The organism is Caulifigura coniformis, assembly GCF_007745175.1.
GTDB classification, from domain to species: Bacteria; Planctomycetota; Planctomycetia; order Planctomycetales; family Planctomycetaceae; genus Caulifigura; species Caulifigura coniformis.
In genome coordinates this window covers 3,836,065-3,862,178 of the sequence record NZ_CP036271.1, presented here as the reverse complement: position 1 = coordinate 3,862,178, position 26,114 = coordinate 3,836,065, and the positions used below count along the sequence as shown (strand labels likewise).

22 protein-coding genes are annotated in these 26,114 nt (G+C 62.6%); 8 read left to right on the top strand and 14 right to left on the bottom strand.

Annotated elements, in window-relative coordinates; genetic code table 11:
• Nucleotides 1-297: 297 nt before the first annotated feature.
• Nucleotides 298-1,776: an aminomethyl-transferring glycine dehydrogenase subunit GcvPB gene (gene gcvPB, locus Pan44_RS15590; protein WP_145030941.1), complete on the bottom strand. Its 1,479-nt coding sequence runs from the start codon at nucleotides 1,774-1,776 to the stop codon at nucleotides 298-300.
• 457 nt (nucleotides 1,777-2,233) lie between these two features.
• On the opposite strand from gcvPB, the gene Pan44_RS15585 reads away from it, so the two are divergent.
• Nucleotides 2,234-2,506, top strand: a complete 273-nt coding sequence (locus Pan44_RS15585; protein ID WP_145030940.1) for a hypothetical protein — start codon at nucleotides 2,234-2,236, stop codon at nucleotides 2,504-2,506.
• A gap of 125 nt (nucleotides 2,507-2,631) precedes the next feature.
• Here the strand turns inward: Pan44_RS15585 and Pan44_RS15580 are convergent, their stop codons facing one another.
• The 3 genes from Pan44_RS15580 to Pan44_RS15570 all read right to left on the bottom strand — a co-directional run bounded on the left by Pan44_RS15580 (nucleotide 2,632) and on the right by Pan44_RS15570 (nucleotide 5,840).
• A complete protein-coding gene (locus Pan44_RS15580) occupies nucleotides 2,632-3,486 on the bottom strand; it encodes a multinuclear nonheme iron-dependent oxidase (RefSeq protein ID WP_197453358.1) in 855 nt (284 codons plus the stop codon).
• 721 nt (nucleotides 3,487-4,207) lie between these two features.
• Nucleotides 4,208-5,062, bottom strand: coding sequence for a glycosyltransferase (locus tag Pan44_RS15575; RefSeq protein WP_145030938.1), 855 nt, complete (start codon nucleotides 5,060-5,062; stop codon nucleotides 4,208-4,210).
• 70 nt (nucleotides 5,063-5,132) lie between these two features.
• Complete coding sequence (locus Pan44_RS15570; RefSeq protein ID WP_197453357.1) at nucleotides 5,133-5,840, bottom strand: lysophospholipid acyltransferase family protein; 708 nt, start codon at nucleotides 5,838-5,840, stop codon at nucleotides 5,133-5,135.
• Between the two features lie 232 nt (nucleotides 5,841-6,072).
• On the opposite strand from Pan44_RS15570, the gene Pan44_RS15565 reads away from it, so the two are divergent.
• On the top strand, nucleotides 6,073-7,989 hold the full coding sequence (locus Pan44_RS15565; RefSeq protein ID WP_231754066.1) for a S9 family peptidase: 1,917 nt from the start codon (nucleotides 6,073-6,075) through the stop codon (nucleotides 7,987-7,989).
• Nucleotides 7,990-8,364: 375 nt separating this feature from the next.
• On the opposite strand, the gene Pan44_RS15560 is transcribed toward Pan44_RS15565, so the two are convergent.
• From Pan44_RS15560 to Pan44_RS15550, 3 genes are all read right to left on the bottom strand, one after another.
• Nucleotides 8,365-9,258 carry a DUF1559 family PulG-like putative transporter gene (locus tag Pan44_RS15560; protein WP_145030935.1) on the bottom strand — a complete coding sequence of 298 codons (894 nt, stop codon included), beginning with the start codon at nucleotides 9,256-9,258 and terminating at the stop codon, nucleotides 8,365-8,367.
• Between the two features lie 11 nt (nucleotides 9,259-9,269).
• Complete coding sequence (locus Pan44_RS15555) at nucleotides 9,270-9,560, bottom strand: hypothetical protein (protein ID WP_145030934.1); 291 nt, start codon at nucleotides 9,558-9,560, stop codon at nucleotides 9,270-9,272.
• Nucleotides 9,561-9,874: 314 nt separating this feature from the next.
• Nucleotides 9,875-10,636, bottom strand: coding sequence for an STN domain-containing protein (locus Pan44_RS15550; RefSeq protein ID WP_145030933.1), 762 nt, complete (start codon nucleotides 10,634-10,636; stop codon nucleotides 9,875-9,877).
• Between the two features lie 387 nt (nucleotides 10,637-11,023).
• On the opposite strand from Pan44_RS15550, the gene Pan44_RS15545 reads away from it, so the two are divergent.
• From Pan44_RS15545 to Pan44_RS15530, 4 genes are all read left to right on the top strand, one after another.
• Nucleotides 11,024-11,785, top strand: a complete 762-nt coding sequence (locus Pan44_RS15545; protein ID WP_145030932.1) for a segregation and condensation protein A — start codon at nucleotides 11,024-11,026, stop codon at nucleotides 11,783-11,785.
• Between the two features lie 87 nt (nucleotides 11,786-11,872).
• The gene (locus Pan44_RS15540) at nucleotides 11,873-12,706 is read left to right on the top strand and encodes a class I SAM-dependent methyltransferase (protein WP_145035058.1); all 834 of its coding nucleotides are present in this window, start codon (nucleotides 11,873-11,875) and stop codon (nucleotides 12,704-12,706) included.
• Between the two features lie 167 nt (nucleotides 12,707-12,873).
• Nucleotides 12,874-13,554 (top strand): hypothetical protein, encoded by a 681-nt coding sequence (locus Pan44_RS15535; RefSeq protein WP_145030931.1) that lies wholly within the window; start codon nucleotides 12,874-12,876, stop codon nucleotides 13,552-13,554.
• A 303-nt stretch (nucleotides 13,555-13,857) separates the two neighbouring features.
• Entirely contained in the window at nucleotides 13,858-14,754 is an 897-nt protein-coding gene (locus tag Pan44_RS15530) for a tetratricopeptide repeat protein (protein ID WP_145030930.1), read from the top strand.
• 9 nt (nucleotides 14,755-14,763) lie between these two features.
• Here Pan44_RS15530 and Pan44_RS15525 read toward each other — a convergent pair whose 3' ends face one another.
• Complete coding sequence (locus Pan44_RS15525; RefSeq protein WP_145030929.1) at nucleotides 14,764-15,675, bottom strand: DUF58 domain-containing protein; 912 nt, start codon at nucleotides 15,673-15,675, stop codon at nucleotides 14,764-14,766.
• Between the two features lie 390 nt (nucleotides 15,676-16,065).
• On the opposite strand from Pan44_RS15525, the gene dapB reads away from it, so the two are divergent.
• Nucleotides 16,066-16,875 (top strand): 4-hydroxy-tetrahydrodipicolinate reductase, encoded by an 810-nt coding sequence (gene dapB / locus Pan44_RS15520; protein ID WP_145030928.1) that lies wholly within the window; start codon nucleotides 16,066-16,068, stop codon nucleotides 16,873-16,875.
• A gap of 23 nt (nucleotides 16,876-16,898) precedes the next feature.
• Here dapB and Pan44_RS15515 read toward each other — a convergent pair whose 3' ends face one another.
• The 6 genes from Pan44_RS15515 to Pan44_RS15490 all read right to left on the bottom strand — a co-directional run bounded on the left by Pan44_RS15515 (nucleotide 16,899) and on the right by Pan44_RS15490 (nucleotide 24,935).
• Nucleotides 16,899-17,318, bottom strand: a complete 420-nt coding sequence (locus Pan44_RS15515; RefSeq protein ID WP_145030927.1) for a hypothetical protein — start codon at nucleotides 17,316-17,318, stop codon at nucleotides 16,899-16,901.
• A gap of 68 nt (nucleotides 17,319-17,386) precedes the next feature.
• Nucleotides 17,387-18,331, bottom strand: a complete 945-nt coding sequence (locus Pan44_RS15510) for a DUF1559 domain-containing protein (protein ID WP_145035057.1) — start codon at nucleotides 18,329-18,331, stop codon at nucleotides 17,387-17,389.
• Between the two features lie 153 nt (nucleotides 18,332-18,484).
• On the bottom strand, nucleotides 18,485-19,552 hold the full coding sequence (locus Pan44_RS15505) for a GntR family transcriptional regulator (protein ID WP_145030926.1): 1,068 nt from the start codon (nucleotides 19,550-19,552) through the stop codon (nucleotides 18,485-18,487).
• Between the two features lie 103 nt (nucleotides 19,553-19,655).
• Nucleotides 19,656-22,841: an efflux RND transporter permease subunit gene (locus tag Pan44_RS15500; protein ID WP_145030925.1), complete on the bottom strand. Its 3,186-nt coding sequence runs from the start codon at nucleotides 22,839-22,841 to the stop codon at nucleotides 19,656-19,658.
• 38 nt (nucleotides 22,842-22,879) lie between these two features.
• A complete protein-coding gene (locus Pan44_RS15495) occupies nucleotides 22,880-24,262 on the bottom strand; it encodes an efflux RND transporter periplasmic adaptor subunit (RefSeq protein WP_197453354.1) in 1,383 nt (460 codons plus the stop codon).
• 151 nt (nucleotides 24,263-24,413) lie between these two features.
• On the bottom strand, nucleotides 24,414-24,935 hold the full coding sequence (locus tag Pan44_RS15490; protein WP_145030923.1) for a MarR family winged helix-turn-helix transcriptional regulator: 522 nt from the start codon (nucleotides 24,933-24,935) through the stop codon (nucleotides 24,414-24,416).
• Nucleotides 24,936-25,120: 185 nt separating this feature from the next.
• On the opposite strand from Pan44_RS15490, the gene Pan44_RS15485 reads away from it, so the two are divergent.
• Complete coding sequence (locus Pan44_RS15485) at nucleotides 25,121-26,095, top strand: alpha/beta hydrolase (protein ID WP_145030922.1); 975 nt, start codon at nucleotides 25,121-25,123, stop codon at nucleotides 26,093-26,095.
• Nucleotides 26,096-26,114 lie beyond the last annotated feature (19 nt).

The following is a 26,114-nucleotide window of genomic DNA, read 5'->3' as shown; positions in this document are numbered from 1 at the left end:
ACTCGGTCGAAAGGACACAGCGACCGGCGCAGTCAGCTCGTCATCCATCAGCCACGAGTAGTTGATGGGGCGAACATATACTCGCGCCGCTGCGAAGTGGAAGCGACTCTTCGGCGAAACCGCTCAGTTCTCATTTGGGAAAAAGTTCTTTCCCGTCACTGAGTGTCATCTTCGGCTGCAATTGCAGCCGTACAAGGCGTTTTAACAGCCATCTCCGCCGCGCAGAAACTGCCGGCGGAGATGCCATTCGCAGTCCGCCCGCGCATCGCCCTCCCCTGGGGGAGGACAAGGTCAACACTATACCCCGACCGGCACCGGCTCGCACGCCCCGCCCCAGCACACGACGGGGTTCCGTCCGGCGGCGACTTCATCCGGGCGGCTGATGGTCGACGTATGCGGAGCGCCCTTCAGGGTCTCGGTACTCTCGGAGACAATCTTCCGAAGTGCGGCGGCGAACGCGTCGAGCGTTTCTTTCGATTCCGTTTCCGTGGGCTCGATCATCAACGCCTCCTGCACGACGAGCGGGAAGTAGACCGTCGGGGCGTGATACCCGTAGTCGAGCAGCCGCTTCGCGATATCCATTGCCGTGACACCACGTTCCGCCTTGATGGACCGGGCCGAGGCGACGAATTCGTGCATGCAGCGATCACCATGCGGAACCGGAAAGACATCCTTCAGCGTTGCCATCACGTAGTTGGCGTTCAGCACGGCCGTTTCCGAAACCGCCTTCGTTCCGCCCGGCCCGAGCGTCCTCAGATAGAGGTACCCTCGCAGCAGAATTCCGACATTCCCAAAGAACGAGCGAACCCGGCCGATCGACCTGGCAGGCGTTTCCAGACCGAATCGACCATCCGCCGATTGAGTCACGATCGGCCCCGGAAGGTAGTCGGCCAGAAACGGACGAACCGCAATCGGCCCTGCCCCGGGGCCACCGGCGCCGTGAGGTCCGGTGAACGTCTTGTGGACGTTGTAGTGCATCATGTCGCCGCCGAAGTCACCCGGTCGGGTGATGCCCAGGATGGCATTCATGTTGGCGCCGTCGATATAGACCAGCGCGCCGGCTTCGTGCACGAGCCGCGAGATTTCTGCGATGTTCTTCTCAAAGAGCCCCAGGGTGTTGGGGTTTGTGATCATGAAGACAGCGGCCTTGTCGTCGAGCTTTTCCCTGAGTTCTTCCAGGTCGACAAAGCCGTTGACCGATTTATTGAGCTGCACGCACTCGAACCCGGCGAGTGCGGCGCTGGCCGGGTTTGTTCCGTGGGCGCTGGCGGGAAACAGCACTTTCGTTCGCTCTTCGCCGCGGTCGCGAAAATAGGCCGCAGCCACCAGAAGAGCCGTCAGCTCCCCCTGGGCACCGGCGGCAGGCTGGAGCGTCACTGCCGGCAGCCCAGCGATTTCTCCGAGCATCTGCTGCATTTCAAACATCATCTGAAGCAGGCCCTGGCTGTCCTCCGGCCGCGCATAGGGGTGCAGGTCTCCGAGCCCGGCGAACCGCGAAACGCGTTCGTGGCGCTTCGGGTTGTACTTCATCGTGCAGCTGCCAAGTGGATAGAAGTGCGTATCGACGCACATGTTCTTTGTGGACAGGTTCACGAAGTGCCGGACGACGTCCGGCTCAGTCACCTCGGGCAGCGGCGGGAGCGTCTTGGAGCGGTACTTCGCCGGGATCAGGTCCTCGAGCGGGCGATCCGGGACATCGCTTCCAGGAAAAACCGCGCCCCGACGGCCGGCAAGAGAGAGATCAGAAAGAGGACGGGTCGCGTCAACGTTTCGCATGGAGTCGGCAACGGGCTGAGAGGAAAAGCGCGGCCGGAGTATAGAGCAGTTTTGAAAAACGTCGCCCGAAGACCCTGCGGGTTTCCCCGCTCTCCACAAATTCGCAGAGCGCGCACCGAGAGGCTATCCCCCGCGAGAGACAGCACTTAGAACTCAGCGTGCGAGATCTCGGGCCGCGCCGTCGGCTTAGGAGCCGCTGAACTTGAGCCGTTTTTCAAAAAAACTATTGACCAAAAATTGCCGGTCGGGATAAACACTCCGCCGCAGCGTCCTGATTCGGTTCTCGAGTCACCTGCACAACTCACTTCCCCTCAGACCCCTCACTTCAGCCCGCCAGTTTCCGTCTCCTGCTTCCGGTTGTGACGCCACGGCCAGCATTGGGAACGAATCCGGCATCGCCCCAGCCTCTGTGTTCCTGCAGGTTCACTGACGGCCCCGCCCTTCAAGGATGAGACCCATGAAACGCTTCACCCTCGCCATTGTCGGCCTCGCGCTGTCCGTCTCCGGTTCCGGCTGCTGCGGTTGCCTGAGCCACCTGTTCCATCCTTACGGCGGATACGGCGGCGGTTGCAGCCCTTGCGGCCAGGTCGCTCCGATGGGCGGATGCCCCGGCGGCGCTTGTGGATACGGCCCGGTCGGTTATGCAGCCCCCGTCGGCGGAACCGCGATGGCTCCCGGATACGGCAACGCTCCGATGTTCGCCGCTGTCGCCAACAATCCGACTCTGTGAATCCCAGGGCGTCTTGCGCCCTGCTGAGTCTTGAACAAAAAAGGGACTCGATCGAGAGTCCCCTCGGGCCTTTTCTTTTTCTTGCGGACGGTGGGTTCGGAGAACCCGGCCCAGCACGACGGCGACTATTCGTGCCGAATCGTGCCACGGGCCAGGAAATCGCGAACGCTCCCCTGCTGCTTCAACATGCGCTGCCGTCCCTGCACACGGTCAACGATGAACCGTGCGTGGCGGAGATCGCTCTTTCGCAGCGTTTCGCCTCCCCGTCTCTCACGGCCGGAGAACACAACTGCCCGGGTCTTGTGGATCCCGAGCACCAGTGAATGACGCAGCAGCGACCAGACCTCGTCCGGAATCGCGCCCTCAGTCACGGTCACAACAGCGCCGATGCGCTTCTCAAACCGGACTGAAGAGGCGCGAATCAGGACATTCGTCGCGGAGGGAAGGACCTCCGCGATCTGGTCATACGGGTCGAACCCGAGATTCCTGCTGCGGGCATACGTATCGGCGACGTTCAGCAGCCAGCCACACCCCGTCTTCTGCAGAACGTCCACCAGAAAATCGGCGTCACGCTGGAGAGTGGCCGGCTCTTTCACCGCCGGCACGATCTCCAGATAGAGACGCGAACCTTCAAAACTGGCCTGCAGGCTGCGGACAAGTTCCACAACCCGGATGAGCGTCGTGTCGTCGCCCGGTTCGGGAGACTGGGCAGTGAGGCTCACGCTGACGGTGGTTCCCCAACCGGCAGCGGCCAGTTGCCCCAGCGATTGGCGCTGCCTGCGCCACGCCTGGAAGTCTTCCGTGAGAGCCAGCGAGCCGAGATCGAAGTTCACCACGCCGAACGGATGCCGACTGTGGAGAGCCGCAACGCGTCCTGCATCCAGGCTGTTGTCGAACAGGATGTCGACGGCCTCGACCGCCGGATCTGACAGGCATTCGAGGGCGTGACATGGCAGGGAGTAGCCGATCACAGGCAGCATAATATTCCTCGCGATGGGATGTTCTGCCGGCGCAACGAGTCGTCCTGACAGGGCGACGCCGTCGTCATCAGTCATCGTCCGGGAAGAGACGACCGCTCGTTTCCAACAAGCAGGCGACTGGAGACGCGGAGCGCATTCATTGATTGCTGGACAGCGATTTCACACCGTTGCGGGCTGACTGAACGGGACAAAATCTCGCTGCTTCACGATCATTGGAGAGTGGCGGTCTCCGAATAACGCTCCGCATCTCCAGACGTCTGCACCGGCGATGCACTTGCATCGCCGTCCGACATCTGAGTCTCAGCAGAAGCCAGGGACGGGCGGTGGTGTGCCGGCCGGTCCCCGTCAGTCTGCCTCGAACTATGATGAACACGCTTCCTGCGTGATTGTTTGTGGCGTCCCTCGTGGGGACGGAAGAAAGAGATTGCAGCGGCGGTGCCATCGCGGACCGCGAACATCGCAAATCCTGCAACACCTGCATTCGCAAGCAGTTACTACGGAATCCCGTGAACATCCCCTACGGCCGCACCCGTCATCCAAAGTGCGACGCTGCGTTTCAGCCTGACGACACTCGGCCAAACTCGGTCACCGCCCAGGAACGACGTCAAGGTTGGGAATCGACGTGCGCGGTCGCCGCTAATCGCGGCCACGTGCCAGAAACGAGCGGACGCGGCCCAGGGATCCCTCCGGGGCAATCGGCAACATCGAACGTGAAGAGGCGTCACGCGGCCCTGCGTGCTGCATCCTGTTCGGCTGGCCTCGCGTCTTCACGGGCCAGCGAGAGAACGACGCGGGGCATCTCCACAACGGGAGTTGCCTCGGACCGGAACGGCCCGAGATAGCGCCAATAGATCTGTGCCAATTCTGCAGGGGCCTTCAGGAAATCAGTGGCCTTGAGTTTTGAACCGGCGACCTCCCGCCAGTCATCCAGCGGAAACTCGTAGACGCACTCGGTCAACGACGGACCGCCCGCTGCCTCTGTCGATTGCGCGATTCTGGCGAGCACTTCGACGTCGAAGATCCACCGGGTACAGAAAGGCTGGTCAAACGCGGCCGCAACCCAGGGAGTGGCGCGGAACAACTTGGCGCCGCACTGCGTGTCGTGAATGGCGATCCCCAGCGTCATTGACGCTGCCCGCGCGAACACCCGCCCCAGAAACGCCCGCTTGCGTCGCCGGTTGATGGCGCGGCCGAGCAACTGGAGTCGTGATCCGACAACCACATCGATTCCGCGCAGACGGTCGAGGACTCTCGTGAATTCAATAGAGGCCTCAAGCGGGGTGGCGAGATCCGCGTCGAAATATCCTGCGTAGTCTGCTCCCTCAGACAGCGCTTGGAGCATCCCCTGCCTCACCGCCTCGGCCTTGCCGCTGTTTTGCGCGAGATCGAGGACGCTGATCTGGATCGGCCGCTCGTCGGCAAGGCGCCTGAGAAGGCCGAGAGTCTGATCCCGACTGCCGTCATTCACGAGCAGGAGGCGGACGGAGGCGTTGGCGGCGGCAAAACGCAGAAACGCCGGACCATCAAGCCGGCGCTCTTCGTTGTAGCACGGAATCACCAGTGTCGTGGATGACATCCCTGTCGTCCTTGTGTTGAAACTCGGCGGTCAGGGTCTGAATCCAGGCCCGACGCTGCTACTCTCGTTCTCAGGCGGCGCGGTTCAGCGCCATCGACTCGGCAGGCGGCGATCCTTCGCCGCGGGCCTTCCGCTCCGCAATCTCGAGCAACCTGTCCATCTCGGCCTGCAGTTTCTGTCGGTACTCCTCCCGTTGCTCCCGCGAAAGGTCCGGGGGGACGAAGAATGGCTCTCCGCCCACCATCACCACACGACTGAACGGTTTGGGAATCAAGAGATACGACCACTTCAGCCAGGGTCTCCACGACCGCGTCGCGGAAACCCCCGTCGGCAGAATCGCCCGGCCACTCTGCGAGGCCAGGAAAATGATGCCTTCCTTGACCACGTGATGCGGCCCGCGCGGACCATCCGTGGCGATGGCAATATTGAGGCGTTCCGTGGCATCGATCATCTGCTTCATCGCCGCCGCGCCGCCGCGATTGCTCGACCCACGGATCGGCGTGAGGTCAACGCATTCCATCGCGTCAGCGACGTACGAGCCGTCTTCATGCCTGCTGACGAGGCCGGCGAGCCGGACCGACCTGCCGCAGAAGATCGCGCACAGGATGCTGTGATGCCACAGGCAGTACAGGTAAACGGTGTTTCCTTTTTCGTCGTAAGGAGACGTCAGCGGACGCGCGAGATGGAACTCCGTCTTCAGCAACCGGAAGTAAACACGCGCGCAGGCGGCGAGCGCTCGACCAAGCAGTCGGATCGCAAACCGGCTCCGGATTTTCATGACAAGTCCTGTTCGTCTCAGCGCACCACGGCGTGGCGGGAAGATACCGAGTCGCCCGAGCACGCCCCAAGCCCATTTCGCGGCCAACGTCGCATCGCCTCGCCCGGTCGGCGGCATTCGCCGAAACCGTTCGAAACGCTCCGCTTTCACGACTAAACTTCGGGTACTTCACCTCCTGCCCTCTCCTTCCGCGGTCGTTTCCATGTGCAAAGCAGCCGCCCTTGCTGGTCTGATGATGATTACCTCGACTGTCGCCGCCCCTGCTGCTGAAAACGACCCGCTTCGCCCGCCGGCCATGGACGTCTCAGGGGTCCCGGCGGTCCCGAAGGAGCTCATGGACCAGCTCCGGCAGTACCAGAGCGTCCGGAACGCCGGTTTCCGTGGCTGGGCTCCTGATGGCAAAGGCATTCTGATCCAGACGCAGTTCGGCAACACGATGCAGTTGCATCGTGTGTACGAGCCGGGCGGGCGACGCGAACAGATGACGTTTCTCGACGAACCCACGGACGGACGGTTCCTGAAGGGAACGCAGGACGGCACGCTGCTGCTGCAGCTTTCTGCAGGCGGAAATGAAAACAACCAGTTGCTCCGATTCGACCGTGAAGACGGACGCGTCATTCTGCTGACTGATGGCACGTCGCGGCACACGTTCGGCCCACAGTCCGAGGACGGCTCCTTCCTCATCGTCGCTCACAACGCGCGCAACGGCCGCGACATGGATCTCTTCCGCCTCGATCCGCGGAATCCGGCCTCGCCTGAGAAGTTGATGGAGGTCGAGAACGAGCTGTGGGACCCGCAGGACCTGTCCCTCGATGGCAGGAAACTTCTGATGTCCCGGTACGTCTCGATCAACGAGAGCTACCCGGCCGTGTTCGATATGACGACGAAGGTCCGCACGCCGATCCCGCCGCCGCCCGGTGCTCCTGGAAAGGTTTCGTTCGGCCACCTGGCCTTCGCCCCGGATGGCAAGACGGCGTACGTCTCGTGCGACGCCCGAGGGGAGTTCCTCGAACTGGCGGTCGTCGATCTGCAGTCGTTTGAGTACAAGACCTGGCTGACGAGCGACATCCGCTGGAACGTCGACCGCATCGAGGTGGATCCGAAGTCGGGCAACGTCGCGTTCACGGTGAATGCCGATGGCGCGAGCGATCTCTATCTCATTGAGGGGCGGGAGCGCCGGAAACTCGAAACGCCGCTGGGAATCATCGAGTCGCTCCAGTTCAGCGACGATGGCACACAGCTTGGCTTCACCCTCGCAAAGCCGAACGCTCCGGCCGATGCCTACACGATCCTGCTGACCAATGGCGTGCTCACACAATGGACCCACAGCGAAGTGGGCGGCCTCAACCCCGCGCGCTTCATCGTGCCGGAGCGCATTCAGTTCCCGAGCTTCGACGGCCACCACATCCCGGCCTACGTCTTCAAGCCCCGATCGGCAACCGCGACATCCAAGGCCCCTGTGCTCATCAATATCCACGGGGGACCGGAATCGCAGTACCGCCCGTTCTTCACCGGCTTCGACCAGCTGTTGCTGAATGAACTCGGCATCGCGGTGATCCGGCCAAACGTTCGGGGTTCCGATGGTTACGGGAAAACCTATCTCCAGCTCGATAACGCGGAGAAGCGGGAAGACAGCGTCAAGGACATTGGCGCCCTGCTCGACTGGATTGCGGCGCAGCCGGACCTCGACAAGGATCGCGTCGCTGTCTACGGCGGCTCCTACGGCGGCTACATGGTCCTCGCCTCGCTGACGCACTTCCCCGAACGGATCAAGGCCGGCGTCGATGTCGTCGGCATCGCCAACTTCGTCACGTTCCTCAAGAACACCAGCGAGTACCGCCGCGACCTCCGCCGCGCCGAATATGGCGACGAGCGCGACCCCGAAATGCTGAAGGTCTTCGAGCGAATCAACCCGACGAACAATGCCCACAAGATCCATTCGGCATTGATGGTGGCCCACGGCAAGAACGATCCCCGCGTGCCGTTTTCAGAGGCCGAGCTGATCGCCCCGCTCGTCCGCAAAAACAACGCCCCGGTGTGGACGGTGTACGCCGACAACGAAGGGCACGGCTTCGCCAAACGGGACAACCGAGATTACGTCACGGCCGTGACGGCGATGTTCCTCCGGGAGTTCCTCCTGACGAAGTGACCCCACGCCCGTTGTCGACGCTGCCAGCGTCGGCCTTCACCGTCGCCTGGCGTCTGCAGCCCTGCCGGGAGACCTGTGACGACCTGTGACAGCCAAAACCTCTCTGAAACATTGGAGTTTTGGACATGTGACACCTGTGACATGTGTGACGAGTTGTTGAATCGATTTTCACCCCGTTTTACCCGGGAGTTGATCCCCAATATTTCGAGTTGCCAAAGAACAGTCCCCTACCGTGACGTGGGAGGTTGCGCCGGAGTTGCACTGACGGTCGTCAACCAAGTGCCACTGGCCTGCTTGCAGCGCAGTGCCAACCAGATTCAGCTGTCAGTGGCACCCGACGGATAATGGTATTCGTCGCCGGTTGATCGCCGGAGGTTAGAAATCCGAAATCGGCTCGCCGCCGCCGCGGGTCCCCAATGCCCGCCAAACTCCGATGTCGATGCCATTGGCGACGAATCGCACGCTTCCGTCGCAGAGGCAAAGATTGACGCCGCCCTGGTGCATGCTGGTGGCGGGAATGGCCGCGTCGTCCTGCGCGCCCATCGGTGGCGACTGCGTATAACATGCGACAGCGTTTGGCGAGAAGGTGTGGTTGTACCCGTCTTCCCACACGATGAGGCTTTGCATGTACGACCGATTGACCGGTTGAACGCCTATCCGGTTCCGCGAATCAGCGCAGTGGGCGGCAAACGAGTCCTCCTGGCCAGGCCTAAATGTCCCCCTGATCCACCAGATGCACTTGTGGGGTTGCGCGAGGCACGAGCTCTCAAGCTCTTCGAGACTGGCTTCGCTACGGAACGCGAAGCGTCGCTCCGAAGCCAATGCGGTGTTCGACATGCCGTCCGTGATCTCGCTGGCCTTGAGGCCTTTCGGCCTCAAGGCACGAAGTACAGACACGCCATTGAAATCAGAACCGATGCCCGAACCTAAGTTCAGGCGGAAGCTCGTCACCGCTATGTTTCGGGGCAGGTCCGCGTCGGTTGGGCATTGGTAAAGGCGGATCGGCTTGTCGTACTGAACTTTCGCCGCCTGCTCGACGTAGGGAAGCAATTCCTTCATCGCCGATTCCCCGGTCGGGAAACTGCCCTTCGCATCAAGATGGTTGTGAAGAGCAATCCCGATTTGCCGGAGGTTCGATTTGCATTCCAGCTTGTGAGCCGCCTGCCGTGAACCTTGGATCGCCGGCAACAACAGCGCCAGAAGTATTCCGATCACGAAAATCGAGACCAGAATCTCCAGCAGTGACACACCTCGCCGGTAATTAGTCACGGGGGAGTAACCTAGCCGTCCAGATTAACGGAGGTACGACCATCGTATTCCTGGCCTGTGTTCATCTGGTCTTCCCAGCCATTCGAAACCCAGCCCTGGCCCACAACCAGAACTTGGCCTTGAAACTTATAGAGGCAGGTCTTCTGCAGTTGGACAGTCGCCTTGCCAACAACCATTCCAGTCTCCTGATCGGCCGAAGTACGCGAGTAGTCTGCGTACGCGACCGGGCCAATCGCATCGCCTGCAGCATCGCACTTGAAATACGCGATTCTCTGCGGCTCCATTTCTGGGCGAATCGTCATCGTCGCCGTGCATTCGAAGGTTCCCGTCCCAGAGCCGCAGCCAATCAGACAGCATAGGATCGTCATGAACTTTGGAAGAGACCGCCGCCGTCCTCCGTCATTTGCCGCCATTCCGCACGTCCTTCAGAAAAGGGACGTGATCGAGAAATAGCCCAGCCCAACACGAGATGGCTGCAGTGTTATCGTGTCACGGCAGTTTTTCAAGCGATCCGACGGCCGCTCTGCGCCGGGTGCCGGGTGCCACTGGTCTGCTTCAGCCAGTGCCAAGCGTTGCCGAGCCATCCACCTCAACAAGCCTCAAGCGACCGCCAACCTCATCCCCCCTCCGGCACCACAAAAATCACCCCGTCCTGCTGCCGACTCCCCAACCCCGCCTGCTTCAGCACTTCCTCCAGCACACCGCCGACCGTCGTCGCTTTGAGCTCCACGCTGATCGCCTGATCGAGCTTCGTCTTCCACGGCTCGGCCTCCACTTCTGAAAGATCGACCGGGACCGCGCTCAGTTCTGCGATCTGTCTCAACAGCAGCCGCACCGGCGCCGGCTTCACCTGCGAGTACTCGTCAATCTTCAGGGACAGCTGCGCGGCGACGTCGACCACCGGCTGGTCCGGAGCCAGTTCCGGCATCAGCGGAGGGTCGTCGGGAGGGACGGCCACAACCGGAGGTGTCTGGGCAGCTGCAGGCTTCGGAGGCTCAACGACCGGTGCGACGACGACCGGAGGTAATTCCTCTTTAGGCTCCTCAACGACCGCCTGAGGAGCAATTGCCGTCTGAGGAGCAGGCTCAGGCCCGGCGGGCTCCGCCTGCTCGACCGTGATTTCACGAGGAAGAGGCTCCGTCTTCGCGGGTCGGCTCGCATACCACACCACCCCCACGCCCAGACAGGCCGTCACTCCCCAGATCAGCCGCAGAGTGCTCCTGGAACTCCGAGTCTTGGGCAGTTCGAGCCCAACAGGTTCCGTCGCACGTTCCGCCCGGACCTCGCCTCGATCGGCCACGATCCGCAGCCGCGTCCCGCAGTCCGGACAGTCGATCTCCCGTCCGAACTGCGACCGATCCCGCAGTCGCAGCGGCACGTTGCACTCAGGACATCGAAATCCGGCCGGTTGCACTCTGTCATCATTGGGACGTCCCCTGGTGCCGTCAAACGCACACGTCGCCGCCCCCTGCCTCAACTTCCGCGCAACCTCATTCCATCACATGGAGGAACTTGAAATGGAGGACTTCAATGGCAGCCAGCCGCCAGCCCCGCCGGAGATTTCACTCGGCCGGGAGAGTCCCCCCGTGCCAACCGGGGAACTTGCGCAGGCGGCGCAGAGGCAGGGTGCACCGACCACGCGCATAACCGTCCTCGCTGCTCTCGAATTCGACGCTCGGCAAACCGCTCTCGTGGCGTTTTCCGGTTCGACATATCATGACCTGGCACGTCGTAACTGCTGACGGCGCATCACGGACGGTCGCACATGGAAGTTTTTCCCTATCGCGTCGAACTCGACCGGTTTTCCGGGCCGATGGACCTCCTTCTGTACCTGGTCCGCCGGAACGAAGTCGACCTCCGTCATCTCCCCATCGCCCGAATCACGTCGCAGTTCCAGGAGTACATTGAGGTTCTTCAGGAACTCGATCTCGGCCTGGTCGGCGACTTCGTCGTCATGGCCAGCACGTTGATCGAGATCAAAAGCCGGATGGTGCTGCCGGAGGAAAACGAGGTCGAAGCGTCGGCTGACGAGCCTCCCATCAGTGCAGGCGATCCGCGCAGCGAACTGATCCAGCAGTTGCTGGAATACCGGCGATTCAAGGAAGCGGCCGTCGCTCTCGAAACCCGCGCGGACGAATGGCAGGAACGCTATCCGCGACTGGCGGGCGACCGTCCGACCACCGCCAAAGATCCCACCGCCGACCGGATCAAGGAAGTGGAACTGTGGGACCTTGTCAGCGCACTGTCGCGGATCCTGCGCCGTGCTGATGTCGCGCCCGAAGGACATATCCGCTACGACGAAACGCCGATCAGCGTCTATGTCGAGCAGATCGGCAATCGAGTGCACGCCGAGGGAGAGGTGCGATTCACGTCGCTGTTCGACTCGACGACATTGCGAAGCAAGATCACCGGCATGTTCCTCGCCGTGCTCGAACTGCTCCGCCATCACAGTTTCCGTGCTCAGCAGGACGAGGACTTCGGCGAAATCGTCATCCGCCCCCCACTTCCCGTCAGCGATCGGCTCTGACAGGTTCTCTCTTCGCAGCTTCGCCTACGCAGCCCACTGATCCGCATGTCCAACGCCGCCACACTGGTATCCACACACCCGTCCGCCATGACGAGCGACGCCCAGTTTCACGACGAAGTCCGCCGGGGAGAACGTTTCACGTTCGGAAGCAACTGGGCCTCGTTTCTCGAAACGCTCGATGACTCGCGCATCGCCCAGGCGGAACAGTCGCTGAAAGAAATGCTTCGCGTCGACACGCTCGAGGGCCGGCGGTTTCTCGACGCCGGGTCGGGAAGCGGGCTGTTCTCGCTGGCGGCAAAGCGCCTTGGAGCCAGCGTTGTTTCATTCGATTTCGATCCGCAATCCGTGGCCTGTACGGCCGAACTGCGTCGCCGTTACTTCGCCGACTCGCCATCGTGGACCGTCCAGCAGGCCTCGGTCCTCGACCGTGAATTCCTGAAGTCCCTGGGGACGTTTGATGTCGTCTACTCATGGGGTGTGCTGCACCACACGGGTCGCATGTGGGACGCACTGGCGAACGTCGCCGACCTCGTGAATCCGGCCGGCCGGCTGTTCATCGCCCTGTACAACGACGAAGGCTTCAAATCGCGCGTCTGGACGCGGATCAAGAAGCTGTATTGCAGCGGCCCAGTCGGCCGGGCGCTGGTGAAACTGATGTTCATTCCGCTGTTTGCAGGCGTCGCCGTCCTGAAGTGCGTGACGACGCGAAGCAACTACTTCGCCGACTACAAACGCCGCCGGGGAATGTCGGTCTATCATGACTGGATCGACTGGCTCGGCGGCTACCCGTTCGAAGTGGCCAGGCCGGAAGAGATTCTCGAGTTCTACCGGGACCGCGGCTACACACTCGACAACCTCCGGACGACGAACCGGCTGGGCTGCAACCAGTTCGTGTTGATCAGGTCGGTCGGCCAAAGCTGATGGCGGGCGCCCCCTGTACAACCTGATTTCCCCTCATGATCGCTCTTTTCCATTGCCGATCTTTCCGATGGGGGCATCTGTGCGGTACGCCGCGCAATGCTGAGGATCGCTGACCGGCAGAACCCGCTTCACAGCCAGGTTCGTCGGCGGGACAGGGAGGGGACGACGTGCCGAACCGTGCTCAGGGTCTGTTTGTGGCCGCGCTGGCCATTGCATCGCCGACGGCATCCTTTGCCGGCTGGCCGTTCTTCGCAGAAGGTCCCAAGCGGGGAACCGCGGAGTATTACTGCCAACGCAGCGACGAGCCGGTTGGCGAACGGCAGAAATTCCACCATGGAAAGGCCTGGCCTCCATTCGCGCGCCCCTGCGGGCCGGAGCAGACCTGTATCCACAAGTTCCACGCAAACCATTACTGGCCATACCCGTACAACGTGCAGGACCGGGACGACGTCCGCCTCGCGCTGCAGACGCAGGTGGACAACGGCTGGTGCGCGGCGACGACGATGTACGACTATCACTTCGATGCCGGCACGCACCTCCTGAACAGCGCAGGACAGCAGCACCTGAACTGGATCTTCACCCAGGCGCCTCCGCAGCACCGGCACATTTACATCTCGACGGCACCGGACACGGCTCAGAACGACGTCCGCATGCAGAGCGTGCAGAAGGCGCTGGCGGGCTACGCCGGCGGGGAGGCTTCGATGCCCGTGACACTGCGAGCCACGCATCCGCTCGGGCGTCCGGCGACCGAGGTGGAGCAGATCTTCACGAACGCAGCCACGAACGCCCTGCCCCCCACCATCGAATACCAGGCGATCGGGTCCGCGGCATCGACCGGCGGCAACTGATCGGACGCGGGGACACAAGGGTACGTCAACGCCTCGCCCCGCGCAGCGCCGGGCGAGGCGTCTTTCGTTGGGGCGGACGGCAGAATCTGCGCCCGCGGTGGTGGCGTATCCGGGCTGACCCTGCTGTCACGCCGCTGCTCGGCGACAAATTCTTCTTAATCGTCACAGGTGGAATTCTTCTCTGAAGCCAAGCCGTCCAGAGCGCCGATGTTCCGGTCGAGACCGCGTTCTGCGCCGGGTCGCCACGACTCCGTGGGGAGACTCCGTGGACATTCTCGACGTTGATGGCAAAGGATTGCCTGTATGGTGCGAGCCCCGTTGATTCTTCGACTGACCTGTCTCAGCGCGCTCGTCGTGCCGTGCACAGGCTGCACGAACAGCGGGGTCAAACTGCCCGGGCAGAACCTCGTGACGTCCTGGATGCGGCCGCGGATGAAGATCGAGTCCGCGCCGCCCATGCAGGTTCCGGACAAGCTCGTCGATGAGCGCGATCTGTCGATCAAATACGCGCAGTGGATGGTCGAGACGGGGCGTCTGAAGGAAGCCAGCGACAAATACCAGGCTGTCCTGCGAAAGAATGCCAAGGACGTGGACGCCATCATCGGGCTGGCGCAGATCGACGAATTGACCGGCCGCCAGAGCGAAGCGGAGGCGGGCTACCTGAAGGCGGTGCAGATCTCTCCGGACGCCGCGGTTCCGCAGTGTGCACTGGGTCAGCATTTCGCATCTCAGAAGCGCTGGCCGGAGGCGATCGACTGCTACAACCGTGCGGTGCTCGCCGATCCGATCGACCGCAAGGCCCGTTTCGAACTGGCCAAGGCCCTGGTCCATCACGGCGACGTCGAAGGGGCGTTGCCGCACTTCATCCGCACGGTCGGCGACGCGGAGGCTCACTTCAATACGGCCGTGATCCTCAAGGAAGATGGCCGGCTGAAAGAAGCCGAAGACCAATTGCGGATTGCTGTCGCCAAGAAGCCGGAGCTGACTCAGGCGCGGCTGCTGCTTGCGGAGATTTCGCGTCCTGCCCATCGCGGCATGGTGCATGACAGCGAGTTCCAGCGTGCGTCGCACTCGGAGAGCATTGAATCACCGCTGCCGGGTCCTGTCGTGAATCCGGCTCCCGTGCCGGTCACCGTCCACTCCACGCATTCGGCCCACTCCTCGGCCGGCACTTACATGGTGGCGGGCTTCAACGAGTAGCGATCGGCCTTAACGTCGTCCTCGCAGCATCGCTGTCCGGCGGTGCAGAAACGCTCGCAGCACTGCATCGAGGTGCTCGCTGGTGCGGATCGTCTGGTAGTCGATGACAATCTGGGCGCAGCGCCGGCGGACGTCTGTCAGAAACTCGTCCATGGCGGCCAGGTAGCCATCCCGCAGGGATCTTGGATCGCAGACGATTTCTCCCGCCTCTTCCAGCCCTTCGAATTTCGTCGTTCCGGCGTACTGAAAATCGAGCTCCTGGTCGTCGAGGACGTGAAAGACCATCACGTCGTGGCCACGCTGCCGCAGGAGCCGGAGGCCGCGAAACAGGGAGTCGCGGTCCCCGAACAGGTCGGAGATGAGGACGATGATTCCGCGCTGAGACCGTTCGTCGGCAATTCTTCTCAGCAGGCCGAACAGGTCGGTCTTCCTAGACGGCTTGCCGGCCTCGAGGGCCGAGAGAATCGAGAACAACTGGCTTCCCCTCGAACTGGGGGGAACGACGTGGTGGATCGATTCATCGAACGTCGTCAGCCCGACGGCATCGTGCTGCCGGAGAAGCAGATAGGAGAGCGCGGCGGTAATGCGCGAGCCGTACTCAAACTTGGTCACTCCCCCCGAGCCGAAGAGCATCGATTCGCTGCCGTCCAGCAGGATCGAAGTCGTCAGGTTCGTCTCTTCTTCGTACTGCTTGACGAAGTAGCGGTCGGTTCGCGACCAGACTTTCCAGTCGACACGGCGGGTGTCGTCGCCCGGGGCATATTCGCGGTGCTGCGCGAACTCGATCGACTGGCCGAAATAGGGGCTGCGGTGCATGCCCGACAGGAAGCCTTCGACGACGGTTCTCGCTTCGACTTCGAGTCGCGAGATCCGCGCGGTGACATCCGCAGGGAGATAGCGTCGTGGATCGGGACCGGCCATGGTCGAGCCAGTGTAGTATCCGGGTGACAAGGATTCAGCGGTTCGAAGGGATTCGTGGCCGGTCTTCGGGGCCGGCCAGGGTCCGGGTTGCCGGGAAGCGAGCGAGACGTGCGCTTTGATGGGTGGTGCTGTACTTCTCGCCCTCTTCTCCCGTTTCCCTCCGGGAAAAGGCATTCTGGGCGGGCCGGGATGTGGTTGGTGATGTGCATGAGTCCTCCATGAGAGCGTGGGTGGTTGCGCGCCGGGGGGGCTCGGTACTCAGGGATTGGGGATTGGGGATTGGTTTGCGTGTTCAAAAGGGGTGGAACACGCTTCAATGCGGGGATGGCGGGGTCATGGCCCGACAGCCCGTGTCCTGGGGCGCGCCCAGGGGTAGATGGATTGCGAGCAATGAGCCAGGTTGAACCACTGATCCGATTGACTGTCCACGGCGCAGCCGGGCGAATGGGCCAGCGCATCGTCGCTCTCGCGGCCAAGGATCCCCAGCTTTCGATCATTTCGGCGATCGATTCGCCGTCGTCTCCTGTGGCCGGACGGGACGCGGGCGAACTCGCGGGAATCGGCAAACTGGGCGTTCCCATCACTTCGGCCATTTCGTCCTCCACCGATGTGATCATCGACTTCTCGACGCCGGAAGCGACCGTCAAGCTGATGGCCATCTGCGCGGAGCGACGAATCCCGGTCGTCGTCGCGACGACGGGCCTCAACGAGGAGCAGAAGCAGGAAATCGCCGCGGCGTCGCAGTTCGCGCCGATCGTGTTCGCCCCGAGCATGAGCCTGGCGGTGAACGTTGCGATGAAGCTGGTCCGTGAGGCGGCGAAGGCGTTGAAAGACATTCCGGACGGCGTGGACGTCGAGATCATCGAACGTCACCACCGGTTCAAGGAGGACGCCCCGAGCGGAACGGCGCTGAAGTTCGGGCAGATTGTCGCGGCCGAGATGGGACAGACGGGACACACGCACGGGCGCGAAGGGCAGACCGGCAAGCGTCCGCAGACGGAGATCGGCTACCACGCCGTGCGAACAGGGGACAACGTCGGCGAGCACCAGATCCTCTTCGGCCTGATGGGCGAGACGCTGGAGGTTTATGTTCGCGGTCATACCCGCGACAGCTACGCCTATGGAGCGCTGGCCGCCGCGAAGTTCCTGGCGGGGCGTCCCGCGGGGCTGTACACGATGGCCGACGTGCTCGGCCTGTGAACTGCTCAAGGCGATGCAGCGAGCTATTTCTTGAGATCGAAGTCGAAGGTCCGGTTCGCGTCGGACACTTCGGCTTTCAGTTCTGATTGCTCGTTGTACTTCTTCGGGACGCTCTCCTTGAATTCGGAGAGCATCTCGAGAGTGTCGGGATCCTTGTACTTCTTCCCGGTCGGCTGGGGCCAACGGATCTCGACGCGATACTCGCCGGCGTTGGCCCCCTTCTCTTCAGGAACCGTATAGGTTCCCTGGCTGATCGGCGCGCCGGAGACGCGGTTCGACTCCGTGGTCGGAATGAAGGAGATCGATCCGCCGTCAACGGGTTTGCCATCGAAGGTGACTTTCCCAGACAGCGGAAAGCGGGAGGCCCCCTCGTAGGCCTGGCCTGGCCCGCACCCGGTGAAAGACAAGAGGCTGGCGAAGACCAGCAGCAGGCGGAGGTTCATGGGAGTCTGCCAGAAGACGAACGGTCGGTCGGCGAAAGGTGACGAAAGAAAGTCCGGGCCAGGCGGGCTCAGAACTCGCCGACGGTCTGTCCGTCCTTGAGGCAGAACAGGTTCTGCCAGACGAATCCGACGCCTGCGAACGTGGCGTTGTTCGTGGCAGCGGTTTCCCAGACGCAGGCGGTCGTACTCGTGCCGGCGGGATTACTGGCGATGTTCTCGCTGATGAACCGGACCGCGCCGTCTCCCATCAGGGTGTGGGCACCGCCAGTGTGATTGCTGCTGACGTTATGTCGAACGCAGCCAGTGTCACCACTGACGCTGTTGTTGCCGCTGCTGGTTGTGGGATTCGGGGTGTTGATCGGCCAGGCGGAACGGAACTTCCACGAGGAATCGGAGACGTTGGTGCGTCCCCAGACGATGCCGCCCGTCTGCCGTTTTCCAGCGGGGTCGGTCCTGAGGGCGCGTTCGGCGTGCAGGAGGGTATTGCTGGTCCCGTCGAGCATGTCGCGAATGGCGATGCGGGTATCGGGGTTCCCGACGGCCTCACTGACCATGTAGTTCGACTTCGTGTAGCCCCGGAAGTAGGGATTGACTGCGGGGCCTGAATCCGAGGGACAGGAAAACATGGGGAGAGGCTGGGCCAGGAGGGCCGCGCCGTTAAAGAGTGTCGTCGCGACGGGGATGTTGCAGCCGTTGACATTGAGCTGGTTATAGAGCGGCGCCTGTTCCAGCTGGGGCAGCAGGAATGTGGATCCGCCCCAGAGGTGGGACGCGTTGGTGGCGACGCACCCGCGGATATTGACGATGCCGGGCGGGAAGACGCTGAAGACATCGTGGTAGTTGTGCATGGCCAACCCGATCTGCTTCAGGTTGTTCTTGCACTGAGTGCGGCGGGCGGCTTCGCGGGCCTGCTGGACGGCGGGCAGCAGCAGGGCGATGAGGATCGCGATGATCGCGATGACGACAAGCAGCTCAATCAGCGTAAAGGCGACGCGACGCTGGCGACTGGCCATAACAAGTTCTCCCCTGGAGCGCGGCAGAACGGGATGTGGTTGGAGAGGCCGATCCGGCGATCTCCAAGATGCAGGACTATAACTTTCCACTTGTTCGGAAATTTATATGCGTGCATTCTGCCCATGTGTCAAATCGCTTGTCAATCGTGCCCATCATGCATCGGGGACGACGAGTTTGACGGGAAGGATGACTCTCTGGCTGACCGGTGGCCGATCGGCGTACTGGTCGAGCAGCAAGTGGCCGATCTGTCGACCGATTTCCTCGGGGGACTGAATGAGCCGGCTATAGGCCCAGCGTGCGACTGCCGGCCCTGATCGATAGTAGTCGGACATCACGATGACCGGAGCGCCGCCCCGAGCGCGCACCGAACGGACATCCACGGCCGCCTGGGCGCCTTCAGCCAAAGGCTCCGAACGACAGATGACGCCGATTTTGTCTCTGGCATGTTTGAGGACCGACGCCACTTCGTGACGAACGACTTCGAGGTCGGGGGGGAGACACCGAACCGTGAGCCGGCCGGACAGGTCGCGATCGGCGAGGCTGTGCTGGACCTGATCGAGGAGAATGTGATCGCCTGGCATGACATGCTGCCTCAGGAGGAGAATCAGCTGCCGACAGCCGGCCTCGGCGAGGAAGTCGACCAGGATGCGTGCGGCCTGCGCGGTATCGCGTTCGACGCAAGGAATTCCCTGAATCGACGGGTGGGCCGTCCCGTGAATGACGGCCGGCAACCCGCTGTTTGCGACGAGGCGCTGCACGGTCAGCGACGAGCGTACGAGAACGAATCCTTCCCGCTGGCTCGACTGCAGGGCTTCGTGGATGAGGCCCTCGATGAATTCCGCGTCATCCGTGGTCGGAGTGAAACGGAACCGCAGCTGGGCGTGGGGCATCGCGCTCTGAATCCCGACCAGGAGGCCGTCTGCAAGGACGCCTTCCATCTTCAGCGCGGCCTCGTCGACAATCACGTTGATCCGCCGGGTCGCCGGTTTCACGGTGACGGGCGCCGTCACGAAGGTTCCCCTTCTCTGACTGCGGACGAGGACCTGCCTTTGCTCCAGCAGCTGGAGGGCGCGGTTGGCGGAGGCGGTCCCGACCTTCAACATTTTCGCCGTTTCGGCGGTGTTGAGATAGGAGTCGCCCGGCTGCAGACCCCGTTCCCGGATATCGCCTTCGATGCGATCCGCCAACTGCACAATCGGAGGCGTTACCGGACGGAGCATGCGCGCGAAACAGAGACGAGGGGGACGATAACTTTCCGGCTGCGGAAAATTTTTCTACCCCGACGACTGGCCCCCGTCAATCGCGCTGCCCTTCCAAGGGGCTTCAGTGTGCGGGTGCTGCCGCGATCTCCGGTTTGGCGGCGGGGTGTGACCCGGCCGATGCGGCCTGTGTCTTCTTCTTTCCGCCGCGGTTCTGCCACATCTCTTCGATCGACTGGATGACGACGAAGAAGACGGGCACGAAGAACACGGCCAGGAAAGTGGAGGCGATCATCCCGCCGAAGACGGCCGTCCCCAGGGCCCGCTGGCCGCCGGACCCTGCCCCGTTGGCGACCACCAGCGGCACGATGCCGAGGATGAACGCGAAGGAGGTCATGAGAATTGGCCGGAACCGGAGGCGTGACGCCTCGATGGCCGCATCCAGAATCGACCGGCCGCGGTGCCGCAGTTCCCGGGCGAATTCGACGATCAGGATCGCGTTCTTGCTCGCCAGCGCGATGATCAGCACGATGCCGATCTGGGTGTACAGGTTGTTGTCCATCCCACGAATCCAGACGGCTCCGATGGCCCCCAGGATGCCTGTGGGAACGACGAGCAGAACAGCGACAGGGGTGAGCCAGCTTTCGTATTGGGCGGCGAGCACCAGGTAGACCAGCAGCACGGCGAGGCCGAAGATCAGGTACTGCTCGTTGCCGACCTTCTTTTCCTGGTACGACATGTTGGTCCATTCATACCCCATTGATTCGGGCATGTTGTCGTCGGCGATCTGCTCCATGATCCGGAGGGCCTCCCCCGAGCTGACGCCCTGAGCGGGTTCACCGCTGATCGACGCGGAGGGGTAGAGGTTGTAGCGGTTGATGATCTGGGGTCCGAAGGACTTGGTGATTTTGGCCACCGTGCCGAGCGGAATCATCGCGCCCGCGCGGTTCCGGACCTCGAGCCGCTGGATGTCGCTCGGCTCTGCCCGGAACTTCGGTTCGGCCTGCAGCCGCACCTGGTACGTCCGGCCGAATTTGTTGAAGTCGTTGACGTAGGTGGAGCCGAGATAGGCCTGGAGCGTGTTGAAGACGGTCGCCAGGGGGATATCGAGGGCCTTCACTTTTTCACGATCGACGTCGACAAAATACTGCGGGACTCCGGGACGGAACGTGGTATTCAACGCCGCGAGGCTGGTCTGCCCGCGGGCGACATCAATGATCGACTGGGTCACCGACTGCAGTTCCGCGAGTCCGACGTCGGCGCGGTCTTCCACCTGCATCTGGAAGCCGGCGCGGAATCCCAGCCCGCGAATGGCGGGGGGCGGGAACGCAAACGCGATCGCTTCCTTGATGCCAAACAGTTTTCCGCCGATCTCCCCGAGCAGGACCTCCTGCGTGCGGCCGGTCTTGAGCCGCTCTTCCCAGGGGGCGAAGGTCACGAACACGGTGCCGGCATTCGACGCGCTACTGCCGTCGAGCAGGTTCAGGCCGCCGATGGTGAAGAAGTCTTCGACCCCATCGGTGTTTTTCAGGATGTCGTCGATCTTCTTCATGACTTCCCGCTGCCGTTCCTGCGAGGCGGAGTCGGGCAACTGGACTGCCATGAGGATGTAGCCCTGATCTTCCGTGGGGAAGAATCCGGTGGGGACCTGGGTATAGGCCCAGCCTGTACCCACGACGAGGCCGACGAAGGCGAGCATCATGATGGCGCGATGGCGCACGAAGCGGCGGACGAAGGCCACGTAGATGTTTTCGAAGAACTGATAGACGTGGTTGAAGCCCCGGTAGAAGAGGTTTTTTTTGCCGCTGGGCGGACGCAGCCAGAGCGCGCACTGGGCGGGCTTCAGAGTGACGGCGTTGATGGCGCTGATGAGGGCGGTGGCGGCGATGGTGAGGGCGAACTGTCGATACAGCTGGCCGGTGATGCCGCCCAGAAACGCGCTGGGAATGAACACGGCCATGAGCACGAGGGTGATGCCGATAATCGGCCCCAGCACTTCATCCATCGCGCGGATGGTGGCCTGTTTGGGCGCTTCTCCCCTCTCGATGTGGTGGGCGGCGTTCTCGACGATGACGATGGCATCGTCGACGACGATTCCGATCGCGAGGACGAGGCCGAACAAGGTGAGCATGTTGGCCGAGAAGCCGAGCGCATACAGGGCGGCGAAGGCCCCGATGATGGTGACGGGGACGGTCGTCGCGGGGATGAGGACGGCGCGCCAATCCTGGAGGAACACCAGGATCACGATCAGCACGAGGATGCCGGCTTCAAAGAGCGTCTTGTAGACCTCGTGGATCGACGCGTCGACGAACTTGGTGGTGTCGAGCGGATAGTCGAGTTGGACGCCCTTGGGGAATTTCCGGCTGAGTTCGTCGAGGGTCTTGGTGACCTGCAGCGCGACATCGAGGGCATTGGCGCCGGGGAGCTGGTAGATGCCGATGTTGGCCGTCGGCTTTCCCTGCTTCAGGTTGAACTGGTCGTAAGTCTGGGCGCCCAGTTCGATGCGGCCGACATCCTTGAGCTTGGTGACCTGTGTGCCGGCGCCGGTTTTGACGATGATTTCTTCAAACTGCTGCACGTCGCTCAGGCGGCCGAGCACGGTGACGGTGTACTGGAAATCGATTCCTTCCGGGGAAGGCGGCTGGCCGACGGTGCCTGCGGCGACCTGGACATTCTGCTCCTGAATGGCCGAGACGACGTCCTGGGTGGTGAGGCCGCGGGCCTTGAGGCGCTCGGGATCGAGCCAGACGCGCATGCTGTAGTTGCTGGCACCGAAGACCATGACGTCGCCGACGCCCTTCACTCGGGCGAGCGCGTCACGCACGCGGAGGGTGGCGTAGTTGGAGAGGAAGAGGTTGTCGTACGTGCCATCGGGGCTGGAGAGCGACACGACGAGCAGGATGTTCGACGACTGCTTCTTGACCGTGACACCCTGCCGCTTCACTTCTTCCGGAAGCAGCGGCTCGGCGACCGAGACGCGGTTCTGCAGGAGCACCTGGGCGGTATCGAGGTTGGTTCCGATGTCGAAGGTGACGGTGAGCGAGTAGGAGCCGTCGCTGGAGGACACCGACGACATGTAGAGCATGTTTTCGACGCCGTTGACCTGCTCCTCGATCGGCTGAGCGACGGTCTTGGAGACGACGTCGGCGTTGGCGCCGGGATAGACGGCCCGGACCTGAACGGTGGGGGGCGTGATCTCGGGATACTGCTCGATCGGCAGTCCGTAGAGCGCGACAGCGCCGACCAGGACCGTCACGATGGCGATCACGTTGGCGAAAATCGGTCGTTCAATGAAGAACCGGGAGAACATCCGTCAGCCTCGAAGCAATGTGTCGTAACGGGCGGCAGTCAGTTCTGCTGCGTTGAACCGCTTTTTGCGGCAGCTGGAGAACCGGCGTCCGGGCTGGCTCCCTGTCGGGCGGGACTCGGCACTTCCTCCGCTTGCGGAGCACCGTCGGAAACTGGCGCCGTCTCGGCCTCACCCTTGGCGGCCGGCGTGGCGGGATCACTCGTGGTGGAAGCGGCTCCGGCCGGGGCGGCGGACGTTTTCTCCGCAGGGGCGGCGGCGGGCGCGGGGATCGGCTCCGGCAAGGGAGCCGGGGTGGCTTTGCCGGTGTCCTCTTCGAGCGACTTCGCCCGTGCATCAGCGGCCGACTGGACGCTTTCACGAACAAAGTTGACGGGCGAGCCGTCGCGGGCTTTCTGGATTCCGGCCGTGATGACCCACTCGCCGGCCTCGAGCCCGGAATCGACGATGCGGAGGTTCTTGAAGCCCAGGCCGAGCTTCACGGGTCGCCGCGAGGCGAAGTATTCAAATTCCGGCGGTTCGATGAGGTTGCCGGTCTTGCGATCGGCCTTGCGTCTCCGCTGCACGACAAAGACGGAATCCCCGCCCTGGTCGGTCATGATGGCGACGTCCTCGATGAGGACACGCGGTCTCTTTTCGCCGAGCGGCGCCTTGAGACGGACGAACAGACCTGGAATCAGGCTGCCGTCCTTATTGGCGAACTCGGCCCGCCGCAGGATCGTCCCAGTGCCGGGATCGACTCCGGTTTCGCGGAAATTCAGCGTGCCTTCGTAGGGGTAGTCGTTGTCGGTGAAGAGGCCCATGTACAGCTTCGGGGCCACTTCGTCGGCGCTCGGGAGGAGGCCGTCGCGAACCATCGTCATCAGCCTGAGGACGTCTGATTCGCTGACGTAGTAGTAAACATCGATGGGCGTGTAGGCCTCGATCACGGCGAGTGACACGGTGCCGGCCTGAATCAGGTTTCCGAGGTCGACGAGGTGCCTGCCGATCCTGCCGTCCATGGGGGCGACGATCTGGGTGTAGTCGAGATTGAGTTCTGCCTGCCGCACGGCGGCCAGGGCGGCGGCGACATTCGCTTCCGAGGTGGCCTTTTCGGCGATGACGACGTCGAGCTGCTGCTGCGTGGTCGCGTTTTCGGCACGCAGCTTTTCGGTTCGCCGCTGGTTCGCCTCGGCGAGATTGAGGCCTGCCTGGGCGCGCTTGAGTTCCGCCTGCCTGGCTTCGAGCTCCCGCTCAAAGGGATCGCGTTCGATGACGAACAGCACGTCTCCCTTGGAGACCTGCTGGCCGTCCTGAAAGCGAATCTCCTCGAGGTAGCCGGTGACCTTCGCGCGGAGGTCGACGGTGGCGCGCGCCCGGGTGGTTCCGGTGAAGTTGAGTTCGTCGCGGATGGGGATGCTGACGGCGTCCAGGATGTCCACCATCGGCGGAGGGGGCTCCTGGTATCGACTTGCCGGCGCACAACCGGAGACCGCCGCCAACAACAGGCCGCAGGACAGAGAGATTTTCAAAGCACGTTTCATAATCTGGGAGGTCACAACGAGCGTGCACCGGCTGCCATGGGAGGCCGGAAGTCTAGGCAGTGGCATTGATTCTGGCCCGGGGGCGTTTTTTTCCGGACTGGCTTCGCACCAGCGTCTCGGAGGGGTTTTTCCCCGCCGCGTCGGGGTCTTGAAGGTTGTTCTGTACGATTTCCAGCAGTTCCTTCAGCGTTTCGGACTGGCTGGCGGTGAGGTTCCTCGCCGCCCGGGCGCGAACCCGTTCGGCACACTGAACGATTTTCTTCCAGACGGGCCTGGCCTGGGGGAGAACGCGGACCTTCTTCACCCGGCGATCGTGTTCGCTGGCCTCCCGGACGAGGAGGTGATCCCGCTCCATCCGGTCGAGGATGCGGACGAGCGTGGGGGGTTCGATGCTCATCCGGTCGGCAAGTTCGACCTGTGAAAGCGGCCCTTCCAGCGCCAGCCAACACAGGACCTGGCATTGACGGTGCGTGATTCCAGCGGGAATGAGTTCCTGCTGCATGGCGCGCTCGTAGATGCGAGCGGTCATGAAGATCCAGTAACCGATGCTCCCCTGGAAGTCGTATTGCAGCACATCCGTCTCCGCAACGGTTGTCTCGGTCGCCCCCTAATCATTAGCAGGCTATTCATTTGGGCAACGGGAGGCAACTCCGGGGATTCCCGAAAGGCGCCAATGATTCGTGCAACCGAGAGGTTCGCTGATGAGGGGGGCCAGGAATTAGACTGCACCGCCTGACCACCCCCTTCAGACGGAAACTCATGGAAGAACACAGGTTCCAGACACGCGACCGGCGACGGACACTCAGACGGCTCGCGGGGTGCACGCTGGCCGTCCTGCTCCTGGGATGGGCCGGATCGACTCTGGCCGTCACGTGGTCGCTGACGCATCGCGCCGTTCCACGGCGGCCGGAGACCAGCTTCGACATTCCCGGCGTGACGCGGAGCGACCTGACACTCACGACCAGTGACGGTGAAGCACTTGGGGCCTGGCTGTTTTCCGGGAGAGCCGATCTGCCGAGTGCGATCGTGATGCACGGCAACAACGGCTCTCGATCCCGGAGCCGGAAGATCATCGAGCTCCTCTCCCAGAAGGGGTGGACGGTGCTGGCCGTCACACTTCGCGCTCACGGTGATTCCACGGGCGAACTCAACGACATCGGCTGGAGCGCGCGACGCGACGTCATCACTGCTGTCGCATTTCTCGAGCAGACATTTCCGGGACGATCCATTGTTGTCTGCGGGCGGTCGATGAGTTCGGCAGCGGCGATCTTCGCGGCGGAGGAACTCGGTGATCGCGTGGCGGGCTACTGGCTGGAGCAGCCCTACAACACCCTGGAAGCCGCCGCCTGGCGGCGGCTTCAGCAACAACTGCCACCTGTCTTTGACCTCGCGGCGTTCACCGGGATGCAATTGTGGTCGAGGGCGATCCTTCCGGTCTCCCTCAGCAAGATCGCGCCGGCCCAATGCATCTGCCACGTTCCGGCAGGGGGGCCACTGGTCATCCTCTCAGGGGATATGGACGACAACCTGCCGCTCGACGATGTTCAGGAACTTGTCGACCAGGTCCGCGAGCGGGCAAGGTTCGTCGTTTTTCGGGGCGCCGGCCACGTCGGGATGCCCGAAACGGACCCGTCGCTGTATGAGAGCGAGCTCGATGCGTTCCTGAAGGCGGTCATCGAGCGGAATGGCGAGGCGGCCCGCGAGTCTCGACAAAATCCGCCCGAAGTGATGTAAGGATGAACAGGTCACGCTA